13 protein-coding genes are annotated in these 14,523 nt (G+C 60.7%); 8 read left to right on the top strand and 5 right to left on the bottom strand.

Features of this window, described 5'->3' with window-relative positions:
- Window positions 1–9 precede the first annotated feature (9 nt).
- The 3 genes from BTHE68_RS03985 to BTHE68_RS03995 form a co-directional block, all read right to left on the bottom strand.
- Entirely contained in the window at window positions 10–1,206 is a 1,197-nt protein-coding gene (locus tag BTHE68_RS03985) for an aminotransferase-like domain-containing protein (RefSeq protein WP_162065234.1), read from the bottom strand.
- Between the two features lie 107 nt (window positions 1,207–1,313).
- Entirely contained in the window at window positions 1,314–2,243 is a 930-nt protein-coding gene (locus tag BTHE68_RS03990; protein ID WP_162065235.1) for a DMT family transporter, read from the bottom strand.
- A gap of 38 nt (window positions 2,244–2,281) precedes the next feature.
- The gene (locus BTHE68_RS03995; protein WP_162065236.1) at window positions 2,282–3,082 is read right to left on the bottom strand and encodes a VOC family protein; all 801 of its coding nucleotides are present in this window, start codon (window positions 3,080–3,082) and stop codon (window positions 2,282–2,284) included.
- A gap of 179 nt (window positions 3,083–3,261) precedes the next feature.
- On the opposite strand from BTHE68_RS03995, the gene BTHE68_RS04000 reads away from it, so the two are divergent.
- Window positions 3,262–4,725: an aminotransferase-like domain-containing protein gene (locus tag BTHE68_RS04000; protein WP_162065237.1), complete on the top strand. Its 1,464-nt coding sequence runs from the start codon at window positions 3,262–3,264 to the stop codon at window positions 4,723–4,725.
- Here BTHE68_RS04000 and BTHE68_RS04005 read toward each other — a convergent pair.
- Entirely contained in the window at window positions 4,722–5,309 is a 588-nt protein-coding gene (locus BTHE68_RS04005) for a Rhs element Vgr protein (RefSeq protein WP_232077898.1), read from the bottom strand. The two genes, BTHE68_RS04000 and BTHE68_RS04005, sit on opposite strands and share 4 nt — an antisense overlap.
- 120 nt (window positions 5,310–5,429) lie before the next feature.
- Here BTHE68_RS04005 and htpG point away from each other — a divergent pair, with 120 nt between their 5' ends.
- From htpG to BTHE68_RS04025, 4 genes are all read left to right on the top strand, one after another.
- Window positions 5,430–7,334, top strand: coding sequence for a molecular chaperone HtpG (htpG, locus tag BTHE68_RS04010; RefSeq protein WP_162065238.1), 1,905 nt, complete (start codon window positions 5,430–5,432; stop codon window positions 7,332–7,334).
- Between the two features lie 164 nt (window positions 7,335–7,498).
- Entirely contained in the window at window positions 7,499–8,026 is a 528-nt protein-coding gene (locus BTHE68_RS04015) for a DUF2345 domain-containing protein (RefSeq protein WP_162066777.1), read from the top strand.
- A complete protein-coding gene (locus tag BTHE68_RS36710) occupies window positions 8,023–10,362 on the top strand; it encodes a glycoside hydrolase family 108 protein (RefSeq protein ID WP_197919670.1) in 2,340 nt (779 codons plus the stop codon). The genes BTHE68_RS04015 and BTHE68_RS36710 overlap by 4 nt, the downstream gene beginning before the upstream one ends.
- A 4-nt stretch (window positions 10,363–10,366) precedes the next feature.
- Window positions 10,367–11,041 (top strand): hypothetical protein, encoded by a 675-nt coding sequence (locus BTHE68_RS04025; RefSeq protein ID WP_162065239.1) that lies wholly within the window; start codon window positions 10,367–10,369, stop codon window positions 11,039–11,041.
- Window positions 11,042–12,028: 987 nt separating this feature from the next.
- Here the strand turns inward: BTHE68_RS04025 and BTHE68_RS04030 are convergent.
- On the bottom strand, window positions 12,029–12,361 hold the full coding sequence (locus tag BTHE68_RS04030; RefSeq protein WP_502710567.1) for a hypothetical protein: 333 nt from the start codon (window positions 12,359–12,361) through the stop codon (window positions 12,029–12,031).
- A gap of 73 nt (window positions 12,362–12,434) precedes the next feature.
- On the opposite strand from BTHE68_RS04030, the gene BTHE68_RS04035 reads away from it, so the two are divergent.
- From BTHE68_RS04035 to BTHE68_RS04045, 3 genes are read left to right on the top strand one after another with little or no spacing between them, the layout of a single operon-like run.
- Entirely contained in the window at window positions 12,435–13,076 is a 642-nt protein-coding gene (locus tag BTHE68_RS04035) for a chorismate--pyruvate lyase family protein (RefSeq protein ID WP_162065240.1), read from the top strand.
- The gene (locus BTHE68_RS04040; protein WP_162065241.1) at window positions 13,073–13,555 is read left to right on the top strand and encodes a DNA-deoxyinosine glycosylase; all 483 of its coding nucleotides are present in this window, start codon (window positions 13,073–13,075) and stop codon (window positions 13,553–13,555) included. Before BTHE68_RS04035 ends, BTHE68_RS04040 begins: the two co-directional genes overlap by 4 nt.
- Window positions 13,552–14,454 (top strand): class I SAM-dependent methyltransferase, encoded by a 903-nt coding sequence (locus tag BTHE68_RS04045; protein ID WP_162065242.1) that lies wholly within the window; start codon window positions 13,552–13,554, stop codon window positions 14,452–14,454. The genes BTHE68_RS04040 and BTHE68_RS04045 overlap by 4 nt, the downstream gene beginning before the upstream one ends.
- Window positions 14,455–14,523: the final 69 nt, after the last annotated feature.

A 14,523-nucleotide genomic window follows, 5' to 3' on the forward strand; every position in this document is an offset into this window, starting at 1 on the left:
CCGAAAAAATCAGATGCTCGCGCGGATCAGCGCGCCGAGCTTCGCCACGCCTTCGTCGATCGTCGCGGGCGGGACCGTCACGAACGACAGGCGCATCGTATTGTGCTCGGCTTCGTTCGCGAAGAACGGACCGCCGGGCACGAAGGCCACGTTCTGCGCGATCGCCTGCTCCAGCAGCTTCATCGAGTTGATGTGCTTCGGCAGCTTCACCCACACGAACATGCCGCCTTCCGGCCGGTTCCATTCGACGCCGGCGGGCATGTGGCGTTCCAGCGCGTCGAGCATCGCGTGACACTGATCGCGATACAGCGCGCGGATGGTCGGCACATGCTGATCGAGAAAACCGTCCTTGACCACTTCGTAGACGATGCGCTGCGTGAGGCTCGGCGTGTGCAGATCGGTCGCCTGCTTGGCCTGCACGAGTTTGAAGTGCAATTCCTCGGGCGCGATGATGTAGCCCACGCGCAGGCCCGGCGCGAGCACCTTCGAGAACGAGCCGAGATGCACGATGTGATCCGGGGCCATCGACAGCAGCGTCGGCAGCGGGGCGCCGGCGTAGTCGAGCGCGCCGTAGGGATCGTCCTCGATCACCGGGAACGATGCCTTCTGCGCCAGCGCGGCGAGCGCGCGGCGGCGTTCGAGCGGCAGGCGGCGGCCGGTCGGATTCTGGAAGTTGGGCTGCGCGTAGAGCAGGCGCGCGTTCGCGACGAGCGCGGCATCGAGCGCTTCGGGGATCAGGCCCGATTCATCGGTCGGCACCTGCACGTAGTGCGGCTCGAACAGCGAGAACGATTGCAGCGCGCCGAGATACGTCGGCGTTTCGACCAGCACGCGGCTGCCCGGATCGACGAGCGTCTTGCCGAGCAGATCGAGCGCCTGCTGGGAGCCGGTCGTGATGAGCACCTGGGTCGGGCGGATATGCGCGCCGCTCACGGAATAGCGTGCCGCGACCCATTCGCGCAGCGGCAAATAGCCTTCGGTCGCGCTGTACTGGAGCGCGGCGGCGGGCTGATCGCGCAGGATGCGTTCCGAGGCGTGGCGCATTTCCTCGACGGGAAACGTCGCGGGCGAGGGCAGGCCGCCTGCGAAGGAAATGACTTCCGGCCGCTCCGTGACCTTCAGGATTTCGCGAATCGCCGAACTGGTGAGCTTGCGGGCGCGTTCGGAGAGTTGCCACGGCGTGGCGCGGAGATCGGCTTGATTCATGAAATGCCTCGGTTGTCTCTGGGGTTATGTCTCTCGCGGCGCGGGGCCGCGAGTTTTCGAAGCTGGGCTGACGAGGTACGGCAATCGTCGATTATCGCGCGAGTGCGTCATCTTGCGTGCGTCGTGGCCGCTGCGGCGACTGCCGGTTGCGGCGCGGCGCGCACGGAGGCCTTGCGGCCGAGCACGACGGTCACGATGACGGCGGCCGCATACAGCCACGTCGACGCGCTCACGTGTTCGCCGAAGAAGAGCGCGGAGAACGCCATCGTGAAGAAGATCTGCAGCAGTTGCACTTGCCCGACGCGCGCGATGCCGCCCATCGCGAGCCCGGCGTACCACGCGAAGAAACCGATGAATTGCGAGAACAGCGTGACATAGCCGAATGCGAGCCAGGTCTTGAGCGCGAGCGGCTCGGGATGCGCCACATGATGCGCCCACGCGAGCCAGCCGACCGGCAGCAGCAGGAACGGCGCGGAGAGCACGAGCGCCCAGCAGATCACCTGCCAGCCGCCCATTTGACGCGCGAGCCGTGCGCCTTCCGCATAACCGAGCGCGCCGATGCCGACCGCGACGAGCATCAGCAGATCGCCTGCCTGCAGCCCGCCGCCGCCCGCCTGCAACGCGAACGCAACGACGATCGCGCTGCCCGCGATCGCGCTGGCCCAGAAGGCTTTCGACGGCCGCTCGTGCGACAGCCACGCGGCGTAAATGGCGACGCACAGCGGCTGCAGCCCGTTGACGACCGCGCCGTGCGAAGCGGGCACGGTCTTCATGGCCCACGCCGAAAACACCGGAAACGCGATGATCACGCCCAGCGCGACGACGGCGAGGCTCTTGACCTGCGGCCAGGTGGGCAGCTTTTCGCGGCGCCACGAGAGCAGGGCGGCGGCGGGAATGGCCGCGACGAGCGCGCGCCCGAGGCCGTTGAGCAGCGGATGCACCTCCGCGACGACGATGCGCGTCATCGGCAGCGTCAGGCTGAAAATGACGACGCCGATCAGGCCGAGCAGCATGCCTTCGGTTTCGCGGGTTTTCATCGTGGGGTGTCTCCGTGTTTGACCGATGCGCGCGGGCGTCAGTCGGGTTGTTGTGGCGCTGCCGGTTCGTCCTGCGTCTCTGCTTTCTTCGTGCGACGGCGCTTCGACGCCTGCCGCGCTTCTTCTTCGCGCGCTTGCGCCTGTTCCGCCGATTCGCCCAGCGTCAGCGTCGATCCGTCCGGTAGATCGAACTGCGCGACCAGCACCGGCGCGCCCGCCGTCTGCTCGACGTGCAGCAGATGCGCCGCGCCGAGCCACGCGAGCTGCGCCGAAACGGCTTGCGCATCGGGATGAAAACCCGTCAGCGTTCGCAGCGCGATGCCCGTTTCCGGCAGCGCGCCGCTCGGATGGCGCGGCGTGTCCCACTGGATCAGCGACGGCAGCACGCCATCGCCCGCGCCTTGCCACGCGGGGAACGCGCCATCGTCGGGCACGGTCAGGCCCCATGTATTGCCGGCACGCGACATCGCCGCGACCGGCGCAATGCGCTCGGGATACTGCTCGCGCCAGCGCGTGAGCGACTTCGGTGGTTCGACGCGCGCGACCCAGTGCACGAGCTGCGGGCCGTCATCTTCGAGGCGGCGCTGCATCGCCGGATCGTCCAGCGCGAAAAGGCGTGGCCGGGGCGACTCGACGCTGGCCGCCGACGGATCGACCGCGATGACTTCCAGATACGCGCCGCCCCACAGATTCAGCAGCCGATTGTGCGTACGCATCGACGGATGCGCGCCGCCGGGCGCCGTTTCCACGCCGAATTTCGCGGCGACGAATCGCGCGCCTTCGTCCAGCGTGCGTGCGGCGATCACGAGGTGATCGAGTTTGAGTCGATGATCGGTCATGACGGGCCAAGCGATGAACAAGGGCCGATAGCATAACGCTTCCCTCTCGCGCACCGGACAGCCCGAAAGCAAAATGTAGCCGCTATCACCGTAACAGTAACGGTACAATCAGCCCAATACTATTCGGTACAGTTATTATCGGCGCAATCAGATGCGCGCGCCGTACACCGGAGGCCCGCATGTCCGTTCCGCTCGACCAGATTCCCGCCCCGCACGACGCCGCCCAGCTCACGCTCGTCGATCAGCTGGTGCAATGGGGCCGCCGCCGTATCGACGAGCGTGTGTTCCGTCCGGGCATGCGTATGCCGTCGATCCGCAAGCTCGCGCTGGACAAGGGCGTGTCGCGCTTCACTGTCGTCGAGGCGTATGAGCGGCTCGTCGCGCACGGTTATCTCGATTCGCGGCGCGGCTCCGGCTTTTACGTGCGCGAGCGCGTCGCGCCGACGCTCGTCGCGAAGGGCGAAGCGCCTGCGGTCGCGGCGGAGCGTGAGCCGGTGCAGAACACCATCGACGTGGTCTGGCTGCTGCGCAACATGCTGCACACGTCGAGCCCGGAGAAAGGGCCGGGTCTCGGATATCTGCCGGGCCGCTGGCTGGATGGCGAACTGATCACCAACGCGCTGCGCGCGCTGTCGCGCCAGAGCGGCGCGCAGATGCTCGGCTTCGGCACGCCGCAGGGCTTTCTGCCGCTGCGGCAGCAGTTGCAGACGCGGCTGGAGGAGCTGGAAATCGGCGCGTCGGCGGCGCGGCAGATCGTGCTGGTGTCGGGCATCACGCAGGCGATCGACCTGATTTCGCGCCTCTACGTGAAGCCGGGCGATGCGGTGATCGTCGGCGATCCGGCGTGGTTCCAGATGTTCGGCCGTTTTGCATCGCAAGGCGCGCGGCTCGTCGGCATGCCGTACACGCCGGACGGCCCCGATCTCGACGCGCTGGAGACGCTCGTCGCGACTTGGCGGCCGAAGATGCTGATCATCAATTCCGTCCTGCAGAATCCGACCGGCACGTCGCTCACGGCGGCGCAGGCGTTCCGGATTTTGCAACTCGCGCAGGAATACGATTTCATCGTCGTCGAGGACGATGTCTACGGCGATCTGTGCCCGGCGGGTTTTCCCGCGACGCGCCTCGCATCGCTCGACCAGTTGAAGCGCGTGATCTTCCTCGGCAGCTTTTCGAAGACGCTGGCGGCGAATCTGCGGGTCGGCTATATCGCGGCGGCGCCGGACGTGGCAAAGGCGCTCGCCGATCAGAAGATGCTCGTCGGCATGACGAGTCCGGAATTGAACGAGCGCGTGGTCTACAAGGTGCTGACCGAAGGGCATTACCGGCGGCATGTCGAGCGGTTGCGCGCGCGGCTCGACGGCGTGCGCGACAAGACCGCGCGCATGCTGGAAAAGACCGGCCTGAGGCTGTTCGCGACACCGTCGGCGGGCATGTTCCTGTGGGCGGACGCAGGCGTCGATTCCGATGGCCTCGCGGCGGCGGGGCATGAAGCGGGTTTTCTGCTGACGCCCGGCAGCTTGTTCTCGCCGCATCAGTCGCCGACGACCTGGATGCGTTTCAATGTCGCCAATTGTGGCGATCCGGCGTTGCCCGAAATGCTTGCGAACTATCTCGACAAGGCTGCCCGGCGCAGTGCCTAGCGTCTGCGCCGGGGCAGGTTGCGCCGCTCCGCTGGCTCGCGGATGAAGTCCGCGAGCACCTTTTCGTAATGCGCGAGCGCGCCGGGCATGTGCCGGTAGCGATGCTCGTACAGGCCGCTTTGCCCGTTGCAGAACTTCAGCGCGAAATAGTCCGCGAGCAGGTTGCCTTGCGCTTCCATGTTGTAGTCGGAGAGGCGCATATCGTCGCGAAGCGTGTACGCATACGGCAGGCCGATGCGGATCGCACCGCGCAGCCGCACCGGATAGCCGAGCTGGAATTGCCAGACGTGCGTCATCTCGTGAATGAACCACATGCGATCGGCGAGGTCGCAGGCGGAGAAGTCGTCCTGATGGCAGCCGCGCGGAAAATACAGGTTGCCGTTGGGCGCCATCGCCGTGCGGCGCGGCTGCAGGCCGAACGGAAGATAGGCGCACGCGTAGACCTTGACCGCCGTGTAGTCGATCGCGTCGCGGAACACGAGCCGGGCCATCTGCGTCTCGTGCGGCGTGAGAGGGCGGGCGTGGCGGTCGGGGTGACGCAAGAAGGGCATCGCGGGGGCGGACGTGATCGGTCGTTGCATCATATCCGGACGCGCCTGCTCTTGAAAAACCCCCGGCCGCCCTTATATCAGGCGAATTGGCTGCGTGGCCAACACGCCGCCGAGGCAATCGCATCAACGAAATCAACACCAGAGGACCCGACCATGGCGCAAGAAACCATGAGCTTTCAGGCAGAAGTGAAGCAGCTTCTGCATCTGATGATTCATTCGCTCTACAGCAACAAGGAAATTTTCCTGCGCGAGCTGATTTCCAACGCCTCCGATGCCGCCGACAAGCTGCGCTTCGAAGCCATCGAGAACAGCGCGCTCTACGAGAACGATCCGGACCTGCGCATCCGCGTCTCGTTCGATAAAGCCGCGCGTACCATCACGATCGACGATAACGGCATCGGCATGAGCCGCGACGAGGCGATCTCGCACCTGGGCACGATCGCGCGCTCGGGCACGAAGGAGTTCTTCTCGAAGCTCTCCGGCGACCAGCAGAAGGACGCGGCGCTGATCGGCCAGTTCGGCGTGGGCTTCTATTCGGGCTTCATCGTCGCGGACAGGATCACGGTCGAAACGCGCCGCGCCGGTCTGCCGGCGAATCAAGGTGTGCGCTGGACGAGCGCGGGCGGGGGCGATTTCGAAGTCGAGGACATCGAGCGCGCGCAACGCGGCACGACCATCACGCTGCATCTGCGCGCCGACGAAGACGAGTTGCTGTCGTCGCACAGGCTCAAGTCGATCATCCAGAAGTACTCGGATCACGTCGCGCTGCCCATCCTCATGAACAAGGAAGAGTGGGACGCCGAGAAAGGCGAGATGGTCACGAAGGACGAGGACGAGACCGTCAACCAGGCGAGCGCGCTCTGGACACGTCCGAAGAACGACATCAGCGACGAGCAGTACAAGCAGTTCTATCAGCACATCTCGCACGATCACGACGATCCGCTCGCGTGGACGCACAACCGCGTCGAAGGCCGCAGCGAATACACCCAACTGCTGTACGTGCCGAAGCACGCGCCGTTCGATCTGTGGAACCGCGAGCATCGCGGCGGGCTGAAGCTGTACGTGAAGCGCGTGTTCATCATGGACGACGCCGAGCAACTGCTGCCCGCGTATCTGCGTTTCGTGAAGGGCGTGGTCGATTCGGCTGATCTGCCGCTCAACGTGTCGCGCGAAATCCTGCAGGAAAGCCGCGACGTGAAGGCGATTCGCGAAGGCGTGACCAAGCGCGTGCTGTCGATGCTCGAAGAAATCGCGTCGTCCTCCGCCGAAGCGACCGAAGACGCCGACAAGCAAAAGTACGCGACCTTCTGGAACGAGTTCGGTCAGGTGCTGAAGGAAGGCATCGGCGAGGATTTCAGCAATCGCGAGCGCATCGCGAAGCTGGTGCGCTTCGCATCGACACAGAACGACAGCAACGAGCAGAACGTGTCGCTCGCGGAGTATGTCGCGCGCATGAAGCCCGAGCAGACGAAGATCTACTACGTCACCGCCGATAGCTGGCAGGCCGCGAAGAACAGCCCGCATCTCGAAGTGTTCCGCAAGAAGGGCGTCGAAGTGCTGCTGCTGACCGATCGCGTCGACGAGTGGATGCTGTCGTTCCTCAATGAGTTCGATGGCAAGCCGCTCGCGAGCGTCGCGCGCGGCGATCTCGATCTCGGCGCGCTCGATGATGAAGAAAAGCTGCAGCAGGAGAAGGTCGGCGAGGAGCTGAAGCCGCTCGTCGAAAAGATGAAGGAAGCGCTCGAAGGCAAGGCGAAGGACGTGCGTCTCACGTTCCGTCTCACCGATTCGCCGAGCTGTCTTGTTGCCGATGAAGGCGACATGAGCGGCTATCTGCAACGCATGCTGAAGGCGGCGGGGCAGAACGCGCCGCAAGCGGAGCCGATTCTGGAGGTGAATCCGGAGCATCCGCTCGTCAAGGCATTGAATGCGGACAGCGCCAATTTCGCTGACTGGTGCCATCTGCTGTTCGATCAGGCGTTGCTCGCTGAAGGCGGCGCGCTGGAAGATCCGGCGAGCTTCGTGAAGCGGACCAACGCACTGTTGCTCGCGCGGTAAGTCTGCGCAAGTGCGTCGAACGAACGCGCCGCCGGGACACCGGCGGCGCGTTTTTTATTTGAGTGATGACGCAATGCTCACCCCTTGGATTTCTTCCTGACTGCTTTTGCAACTTGTTCGAGTGCCAGCAGGGATCTTGTTCGTGACGATACAGCCACTTTTCCCTGCCGGCTCTACTCGCCGCGGGCGAGGCGATTTGTTTCTTTGCAGCCAAGTTGGGGATCCGTCTTTTTGCGGCAAAGGGGAAGGTGCGGATCCAGGCCCAGAACGACGCGATGGCGTTGTTGGTCATACAGGGAATGGTCGTGAGTTCCTCGGATAGTGAGGTGACGATTACTGGGCGCAAGGGTGTGACGATCGGCGATGGATCGCGGGCCTATATCAAATTATCAGGCGGTAGAATAACGATTGGCAGTCCTGCAGGTGAGATTGAGTTGAAGGACGATCTGATCATGGGCGATGCTGATGGCGGAAGGTTCACGTTCCCGTCCTGGTCCAACGCGCCAGTGCAAGACTTCAAGGCCCCGATTTCCTTTGAAATTTCTGAATTAGCATTGAGATGGCAACTTCTGCACGCCCTACACAACAATCCGCTTCGACGCCACGGCCAGCCCCGGGTGGACAACGTAGTACTCCTGCGGCACCTCGTAGCGCACCCCGAGCTGCGCCCGGCACGAAAGTCAAGCAGTTGACATTCGCCTTCCCCTTCCTGAAGAAAGGGCAGCGGGACGCGGACGCTGCAGTCAAGTTCACTGACGAGCATGAGATCTACCAACTGTTGGCGGACAGGGAGCCTGGTGGCAGTTTTCTGGTGAGTAAGAACGGGTTTTGGCACGGCGGCATTCACATCACTGAGAATGGCGCGGGCAGCAAGCTCGACTTGAAACAAGGTATCCGGTGTATTGCAGATGGCCACGTCATTGCGTACCGCGTGAATCGGACTTATCCCGTAAGTCAGCTCGGAGGCGTGCAAGCGCCTTACAGCACGGGATTTGCCTTGGTACGCCATACGATGGAGTTTCCGAAAGGCGCAAAGCTGACGTTCTATAGCCTGTACATGCATCTTCTGGCGTACGAAGAGTATGAACAAGACGCGACGACGAAAAAGCCGACGTATTGGCCGATGCAGTACAAGGTCACGGAGCATGCGCAAGACAAGCCTGATCCGAGTAGGGTCGGCCAGTTACCGGAAGCGGGTCAGCAAGGCTTGAGGGTGCGTAGCGGTGCGAGGGGCGGTCACAGGGGCGCACATCCACTTGGCATTCTGCCGCAGGGCGCATGTGTGAGCATCGGCGAGCAACAGAAGGGCTGGGGCAAGATCACGGATGTGCATGGAGCGCAACTGTACGCACCCAAGGTCGGCGAACTGCCGCCTACTTCCGTTGTGGGCGGTTGGATTTTCCTGGGTAACGAGCATGGTGGTCCGGTCGTACAGGGATTCATGCCTGATGATGCCTTCGATCGTGTGACTGTCACCCTCTCATCGTCCGGCAGTGGGAGCGACGCGAACGCTCAAGGCATTCCCGTGAAGGCAGGCGATCTGATCGGGCATCTCGGGCGTTTCGACTCATTGAGCGCGAGTCCGCCTTCGGCGACGCGCATGGCGCACATCGAAGTGTTCTGTGATGAAAGCATCAAGTCGTTCATCGAGCAGGGCAGAAGCTGGGTCGCCTCGCACGGCGCGCACCCGGACGACTGGAAGCCGTTGGGACTTTCTTCCGAGCCGACGCTGTTGCGTATCGCGGAGGGAACGAAGCTGTATCGCAACGCAGAGCAGGAGGGTGCCGCGCCGCCAGTGACGGGTGTGGCGCAGCGGTGGTCATTGGCTGAGCTGGCGCGTGACCCGAACAGGAAGCACCTTGAAGCGACCGCAGATCGCAGCGGGCGCAAGTCGAACTGGTGGCGCGTTGGCAGTGCGGACCAGCGCGGACAGGCGATCGATGGCTGGGTTCGTGAAGAAAACTTCGCGGGGGGAACAGTAACGCGGGAGCTCGCGCAGAAATGGGTGGACTTCGCTTGTCTCGATGGCGCACATGATCCTGCTCATACGATATTTGCGACGACCAGGTCGTGGGTGGATTTTGCCAGCGGTGCCAATGTCCCGGATGCCAAGTCGCGTGCCAAACTCAGCCCGATGATGCAGTCGGTTCATCAGACTTTGTTCCCGCAAGGCGATGGAGCCCACGCAGTGGATGACTTGTGCTTGAGTTACGCGGGTGAGTCTGGGCATTATCCGTGGCTGATGCAGGCGGCTTCGCGACTGATCGTGAAACATGAAAGCGAGTGGTCCAACCCGCAGAAGTGGCGACAGCTCTATACGGAAATGGAGAACGGTGCGACGAATCCTCAGTATGAGGAGCAGAAGCGCATCGAGAAGCTGGCGTGGTGGGATGAGGTGAAGGCTAAGGTGCCGGGGTTTCCCGGGTCAGATGTGTTTCATATCAATCCGGTTGGGTTGGTGGGCAATTTTGCGGTGAATTGCGACTGTGCAACCAAATTTAAATCGATATCGCCCATTATTCTTCGTCACGAGGGTGGATACGTAAATAATCCGAACGATAGAGGTGGTCCAACTAAGTATGGTATTACCCTGGCTACTTGGCAAGCATATGCGCAGGAGGATGTTGGAATAGATCCGACGCTTGAAAACCTTAAAAATCTGACCATGGATCAAGCTGAAACAATTTATTTGAAAAGGTACTGGGAGCCAAAAGGATTCTGCAGATTCAATGATATGCGCGTGGCTTTGATGGTCTACGATTGGATAATTACATCTGGAGGAGCCGCGAAGCAAGTCCAGGATTTGCTAAATAATACGTACGACGCACGAGTCGACGCTGATGGCGCAATGGGGAATCAAACAGTGCAGGCCATTAATGGCATCGTCGATCAAGAAGCGTTGCTCAATGAAATTGCTGATTTGCGAAAGCAATACTATACGGCCCTAACGCTCAGAAACTCATCGCAGCTCGTGTTTTTGCGAGGTTGGCTTAATCGTGTTGATGATTGTTTAAGTGCCCGGTTTTAAAGTCATGAATAGACATATAAATCACATTCTTTTTTGCGGTCTATTTTTATCTACATGGCAGCTAGCGTTTGCGGTCGGCTCCGAAACCTTTGCGGGGAAATGGGAGTCGATTGAGTATGTTAAAGATACGGAAAAACCTTACTCTGTATTAGACTTTACCTTGAAGCAGGACGGCAGTGGTGCGATCAAGGGGGCCTATTGCTTTGTTTCTCATTTTGGCGACCGTATAGATTGCGGAGAAGAGTCGGAAGTTAATATGACGGGGCATGTTTCCCCGGACAATTTGAACAAGGCAGTGGTGCATTTTTATTCTTTTTTTGGTGCTGCAAACGGAGTGGTTGAACTCACTAAAGGTCCGACTGGCTCTATTCATTGGAAATTAACTGCGCGGCCAGAAGGCGGCAATTTCTATGGCCCGGAAAATGCCGAGTTCAATAGGGCCGCAAGCGCAGCAGTGGTCTCGCCAGAAGAAAAAAAAGTCGCATCGAAAAAGGCGTATTTATATGCCGCGCCGTCCCGATCAAGTCAACATCAAAAATATGTTATTCAAGGGGATAGTGTTAAATTAATGAAAATTTCCGACGACCTTAAATTTTGGAAGATAGAATTTCTGACGAAAGGTGGCTCAACCATTGGAGGTTGGCTGGATTGTCGCGATATTGACTTTTGCGCTAAATAATGCGGCGTGAAGGAGGGCCATCGCTTGCCATACATGATGGTGAGAGTTTGAATTATCCTCCTGATAGATTAAGAGTCAAATTCAGTTATTTTCAAAACATCCTGACGAGGAAAATCTATACGGGCGCACAAAAGATCATCCTGCGAATGAGAAGGCGATCGCAAACCGCGCTTACGCTAATAGAAACGAAGTGGCGATATATTAAGTGGAGACGGATGAAAGTATCGAGGTCGAGGCTTGGTGCAGATAACAGGTCGCAGCCAATATAAGGCGTTTAGTGATTGGCATCGACAAAATTCTGCGGGGTGGCTCGATGAGACAGGCCTCGATTTTATCGAAAACTACGAGCGAGTTGGGCAGGCGAAATATGCGGTCAGATCAGCTGCCGCTTACTGCATAAACAATAGCTTATACGAGTTTTGCAGATCAAGGTGCAACAAGCGAGGCTGTGGATAGAATAACTAAAGGAATAAATCCCGGACTATTTTCGCATAAACCCGGACAAGCGATTGGCGCGGAAAATATGGCTGATACTCAGGATCGTCAAAACAATTCAGGCACCCAATACTCGCAGGAAATCGAACGTACTCTCTGCGATGAAAGCGAAGACGTTTACTTCAGTTGTCCGTTGAAAAATGAAAATATTGTATCGGTTTGTGCAAAAGATAATATTGACCCGACTCACGGGTATGTTCGTTATAAATACGGAGTGAAGCCGAGCTATTCTTGTTCCCACGAAAGGTGGTTCCGCCACAAAAGATGTTTCATATATCGAATGTTTCTGAGGGGACTATCAGGGGCCTACATCTTAAATTTTCAAAGGGCCCATATAATTATGTCGTTTCCTCCGTCTGGCCCGGCGGAGTATAGGTGTCGAAGAATGGGGAGTTATTTTTGACCAAGAATGACCAACGCGCTGTTGCTCTCGCGATAAGTCTGCGCAAGTACCTCGGACGAACGCGCCGCCGGGAAACCGGCGGCGCGTTTTTATTTGAGCTTGCGTTCCTTGTTGGATTGCGCAAGAACCGACGCGGCCAGCGTCTTCGTTTCTTCCGAGTACTTGTTGCTGTGAAGTACTTCGCTCGCCTTGTGTTCCATCTCGGCGCTCGTTTGCTTCGTGGTGTGCGACTGCGACAGGGCAGACGCCGCGAGGCTTTTCTTGATGGCCGAGGCCTTTGGATCATGCAGCGTCTCAGCCGCGAGATGCGCAACCTTCTTCGATGTCTGTTTCTTGTTTTCCGACATTCGCTGTCCTCTTGTTGATTGATATGCCGGTGATCGCCCGGCGCGCGGCCGCACGTGACACGCGTGAACGGCCATTCAGTTTCTTTCGATCGGCGCACGGACTCCATACGAATCGTCCGAAGTGCGGGCTGATCCTATAATCACCGCCATGCTCACGCCCAACGATCCCATCGACGCTCACTGGCGCGTCGTCCCGCTCGCCTCGCTTACCGACGCACAAAAAGACTGGCTCACACGCGGCGGCTCACTGACCGCGCATCTGCGCACGCTCGGCGCGGTGACGGTCGATGTCACGCGCGAAGCCGTCGACATACCTTGGCCGGACGAAGCGCGTGCGCTCGACCTCACGCCGCGCACGCCCGTATGGCTGCGCGAAGTCGCGCTCAAGGTGGATGGCGTGCCGTTCGTCGTCGCGCATAGCATCGTGCCGCTCGCGCACAGCACCGGCGTGTGGCAATCGATGCGGCGTCTGCGCACGCGGCCGCTCGCCGAACTGCTCTATAGCGATAGCAGCGTGTCGCGTTCCGCGCTCGCGAGCCGCAGGCTGACGGCGCGGCACCCGCTGCATCGGATCGCATCGATGCAAACGAAATCGCAACCGCACGCGCTCGTCGCGCGCCGCTCGGTGTTCAAGCGGCACGGCGCACCGCTGATGGTCACCGAATGCATGCTCGATGCGCTATGGATCAGGCTCGCCGCGACGCACGGTCCGCATCGGCGTGAACATGCTCGCTCGTACGAACATCTGAGCTCGCATGCGAAGCGCGTCGCGCGTGGCGAGGCGAAATGAAGCTCGCGGGTTTCGCACCGGTCGGCGATGACGCGACGCACACGCTCATCCTCGGCAGCTTTCCGGGCGTTGCATCGCTTGCGGCAACGCAGTACTACGCGCATCCACGCAATCAGTTCTGGCGGCTCGTCGGCGCGGCGATCGGCGAGGACCTGCACGAACTGGCCTACGACCATCGCCTCGCGCGGCTAGTCGCGCATGGCATCGGCTTGTGGGACGTGCTCGCCGCATGCGAGCGCGAAGGCAGCCTCGACACGGCGATCCGCAATGCGTCGCCCAATGACTTCGCTGCTTTCCATACGCGCTTTCCGAAGCTGCGAAAGGTGTGCTTCAACGGCAAGACCTCGGGCAGGTTCGCGCCCGTCCTGAGCGCCGCGGGTTACGCCACGCTCGTGCTGCCGTCGTCGAGCGCGGCCAATGCTATCCTCTCGTTCGATCAAAAACTGCGCATCTGGCGCGATATCCTCACCACACAATGACGAATCTCATCAAGCGCGCGTCGGCGGAAGCACGCGCGTTCAGCCGCAAGAAGGACAACAGCAAATCGAAGCGCCAGCGCAGTGATAACGATCGCGACGACCTCGCCAACGCGCCGCGCATCGACGCGCCCCGCAAGCCGCGCTTCGCGCCCGTGACGTTCTCGGAAGAGGGTGGCGTGCGCTATCTGCACTTCGGCACCGAATGGGTGCAGGGCGCGATGCGGCTGAAGAAGCCCGATCACATCGAGCTCGAATACGCGCAGCAGATGATGGCGTGGCTGCTCTTCGTCGAAACGCCCGAGCGCATCGTGCAGCTCGGCCTCGGTTCGGCCGCGCTGACCAAGTTCTGCCATCGCTTTCTGAAGCGTGCGAAGGTGGAGGCCGTCGAGCTGAATCCCGCGGTCGTGATCGCCGCGCGCGCGATGTTCGAGCTGCCTTACGACGATGCGCGCCTCACCGTCACCGAGCGCGACGCATGGGAGTTCGTCAACGATCGCGCGAATCACGGCACGACCGGCGCGTTGCAGATCGATCTCTACGACGCCACCGCGCGCGGCCCCGTGCTCGACAGCGTGTCGTTCTATCGCGCATGCCGCGCGTGTCTCACGCCGGACGCGGGCGTCGTCACGATCAACCTGTTCGGCGATCATCCGAGCTTCGTACGCAACATGCGTCATCTGAACGAAGCGTTCGATCATCGCGTGATCGCGCTGCCCGAAGTGCACGACGGCAATCGCGTCGCGATCGCCTTCGCCGGTCCCGCGCTCGACGTGCCGTTCGCCGCGCTGGACACGCGCGCGAAGCTGATCGAGGCGCAACTCGGTCTGCCCGCGCGCAAATGGGTGAAGGGTCTCGCCGAAAGCGCGGGCGTCGCGACCAGCGGCTCGTTTTCGATCTGATCGACGCAACGCGAAAAGCCCAGGCCAAAACAAGGGTTTTGGCCTATTTACAATTTCCTTTCAAATCAG

This window comes from Burkholderia sp. THE68, from assembly GCF_009938265.1.
Lineage (GTDB): Bacteria > Pseudomonadota > Gammaproteobacteria > Burkholderiales > Burkholderiaceae > Caballeronia.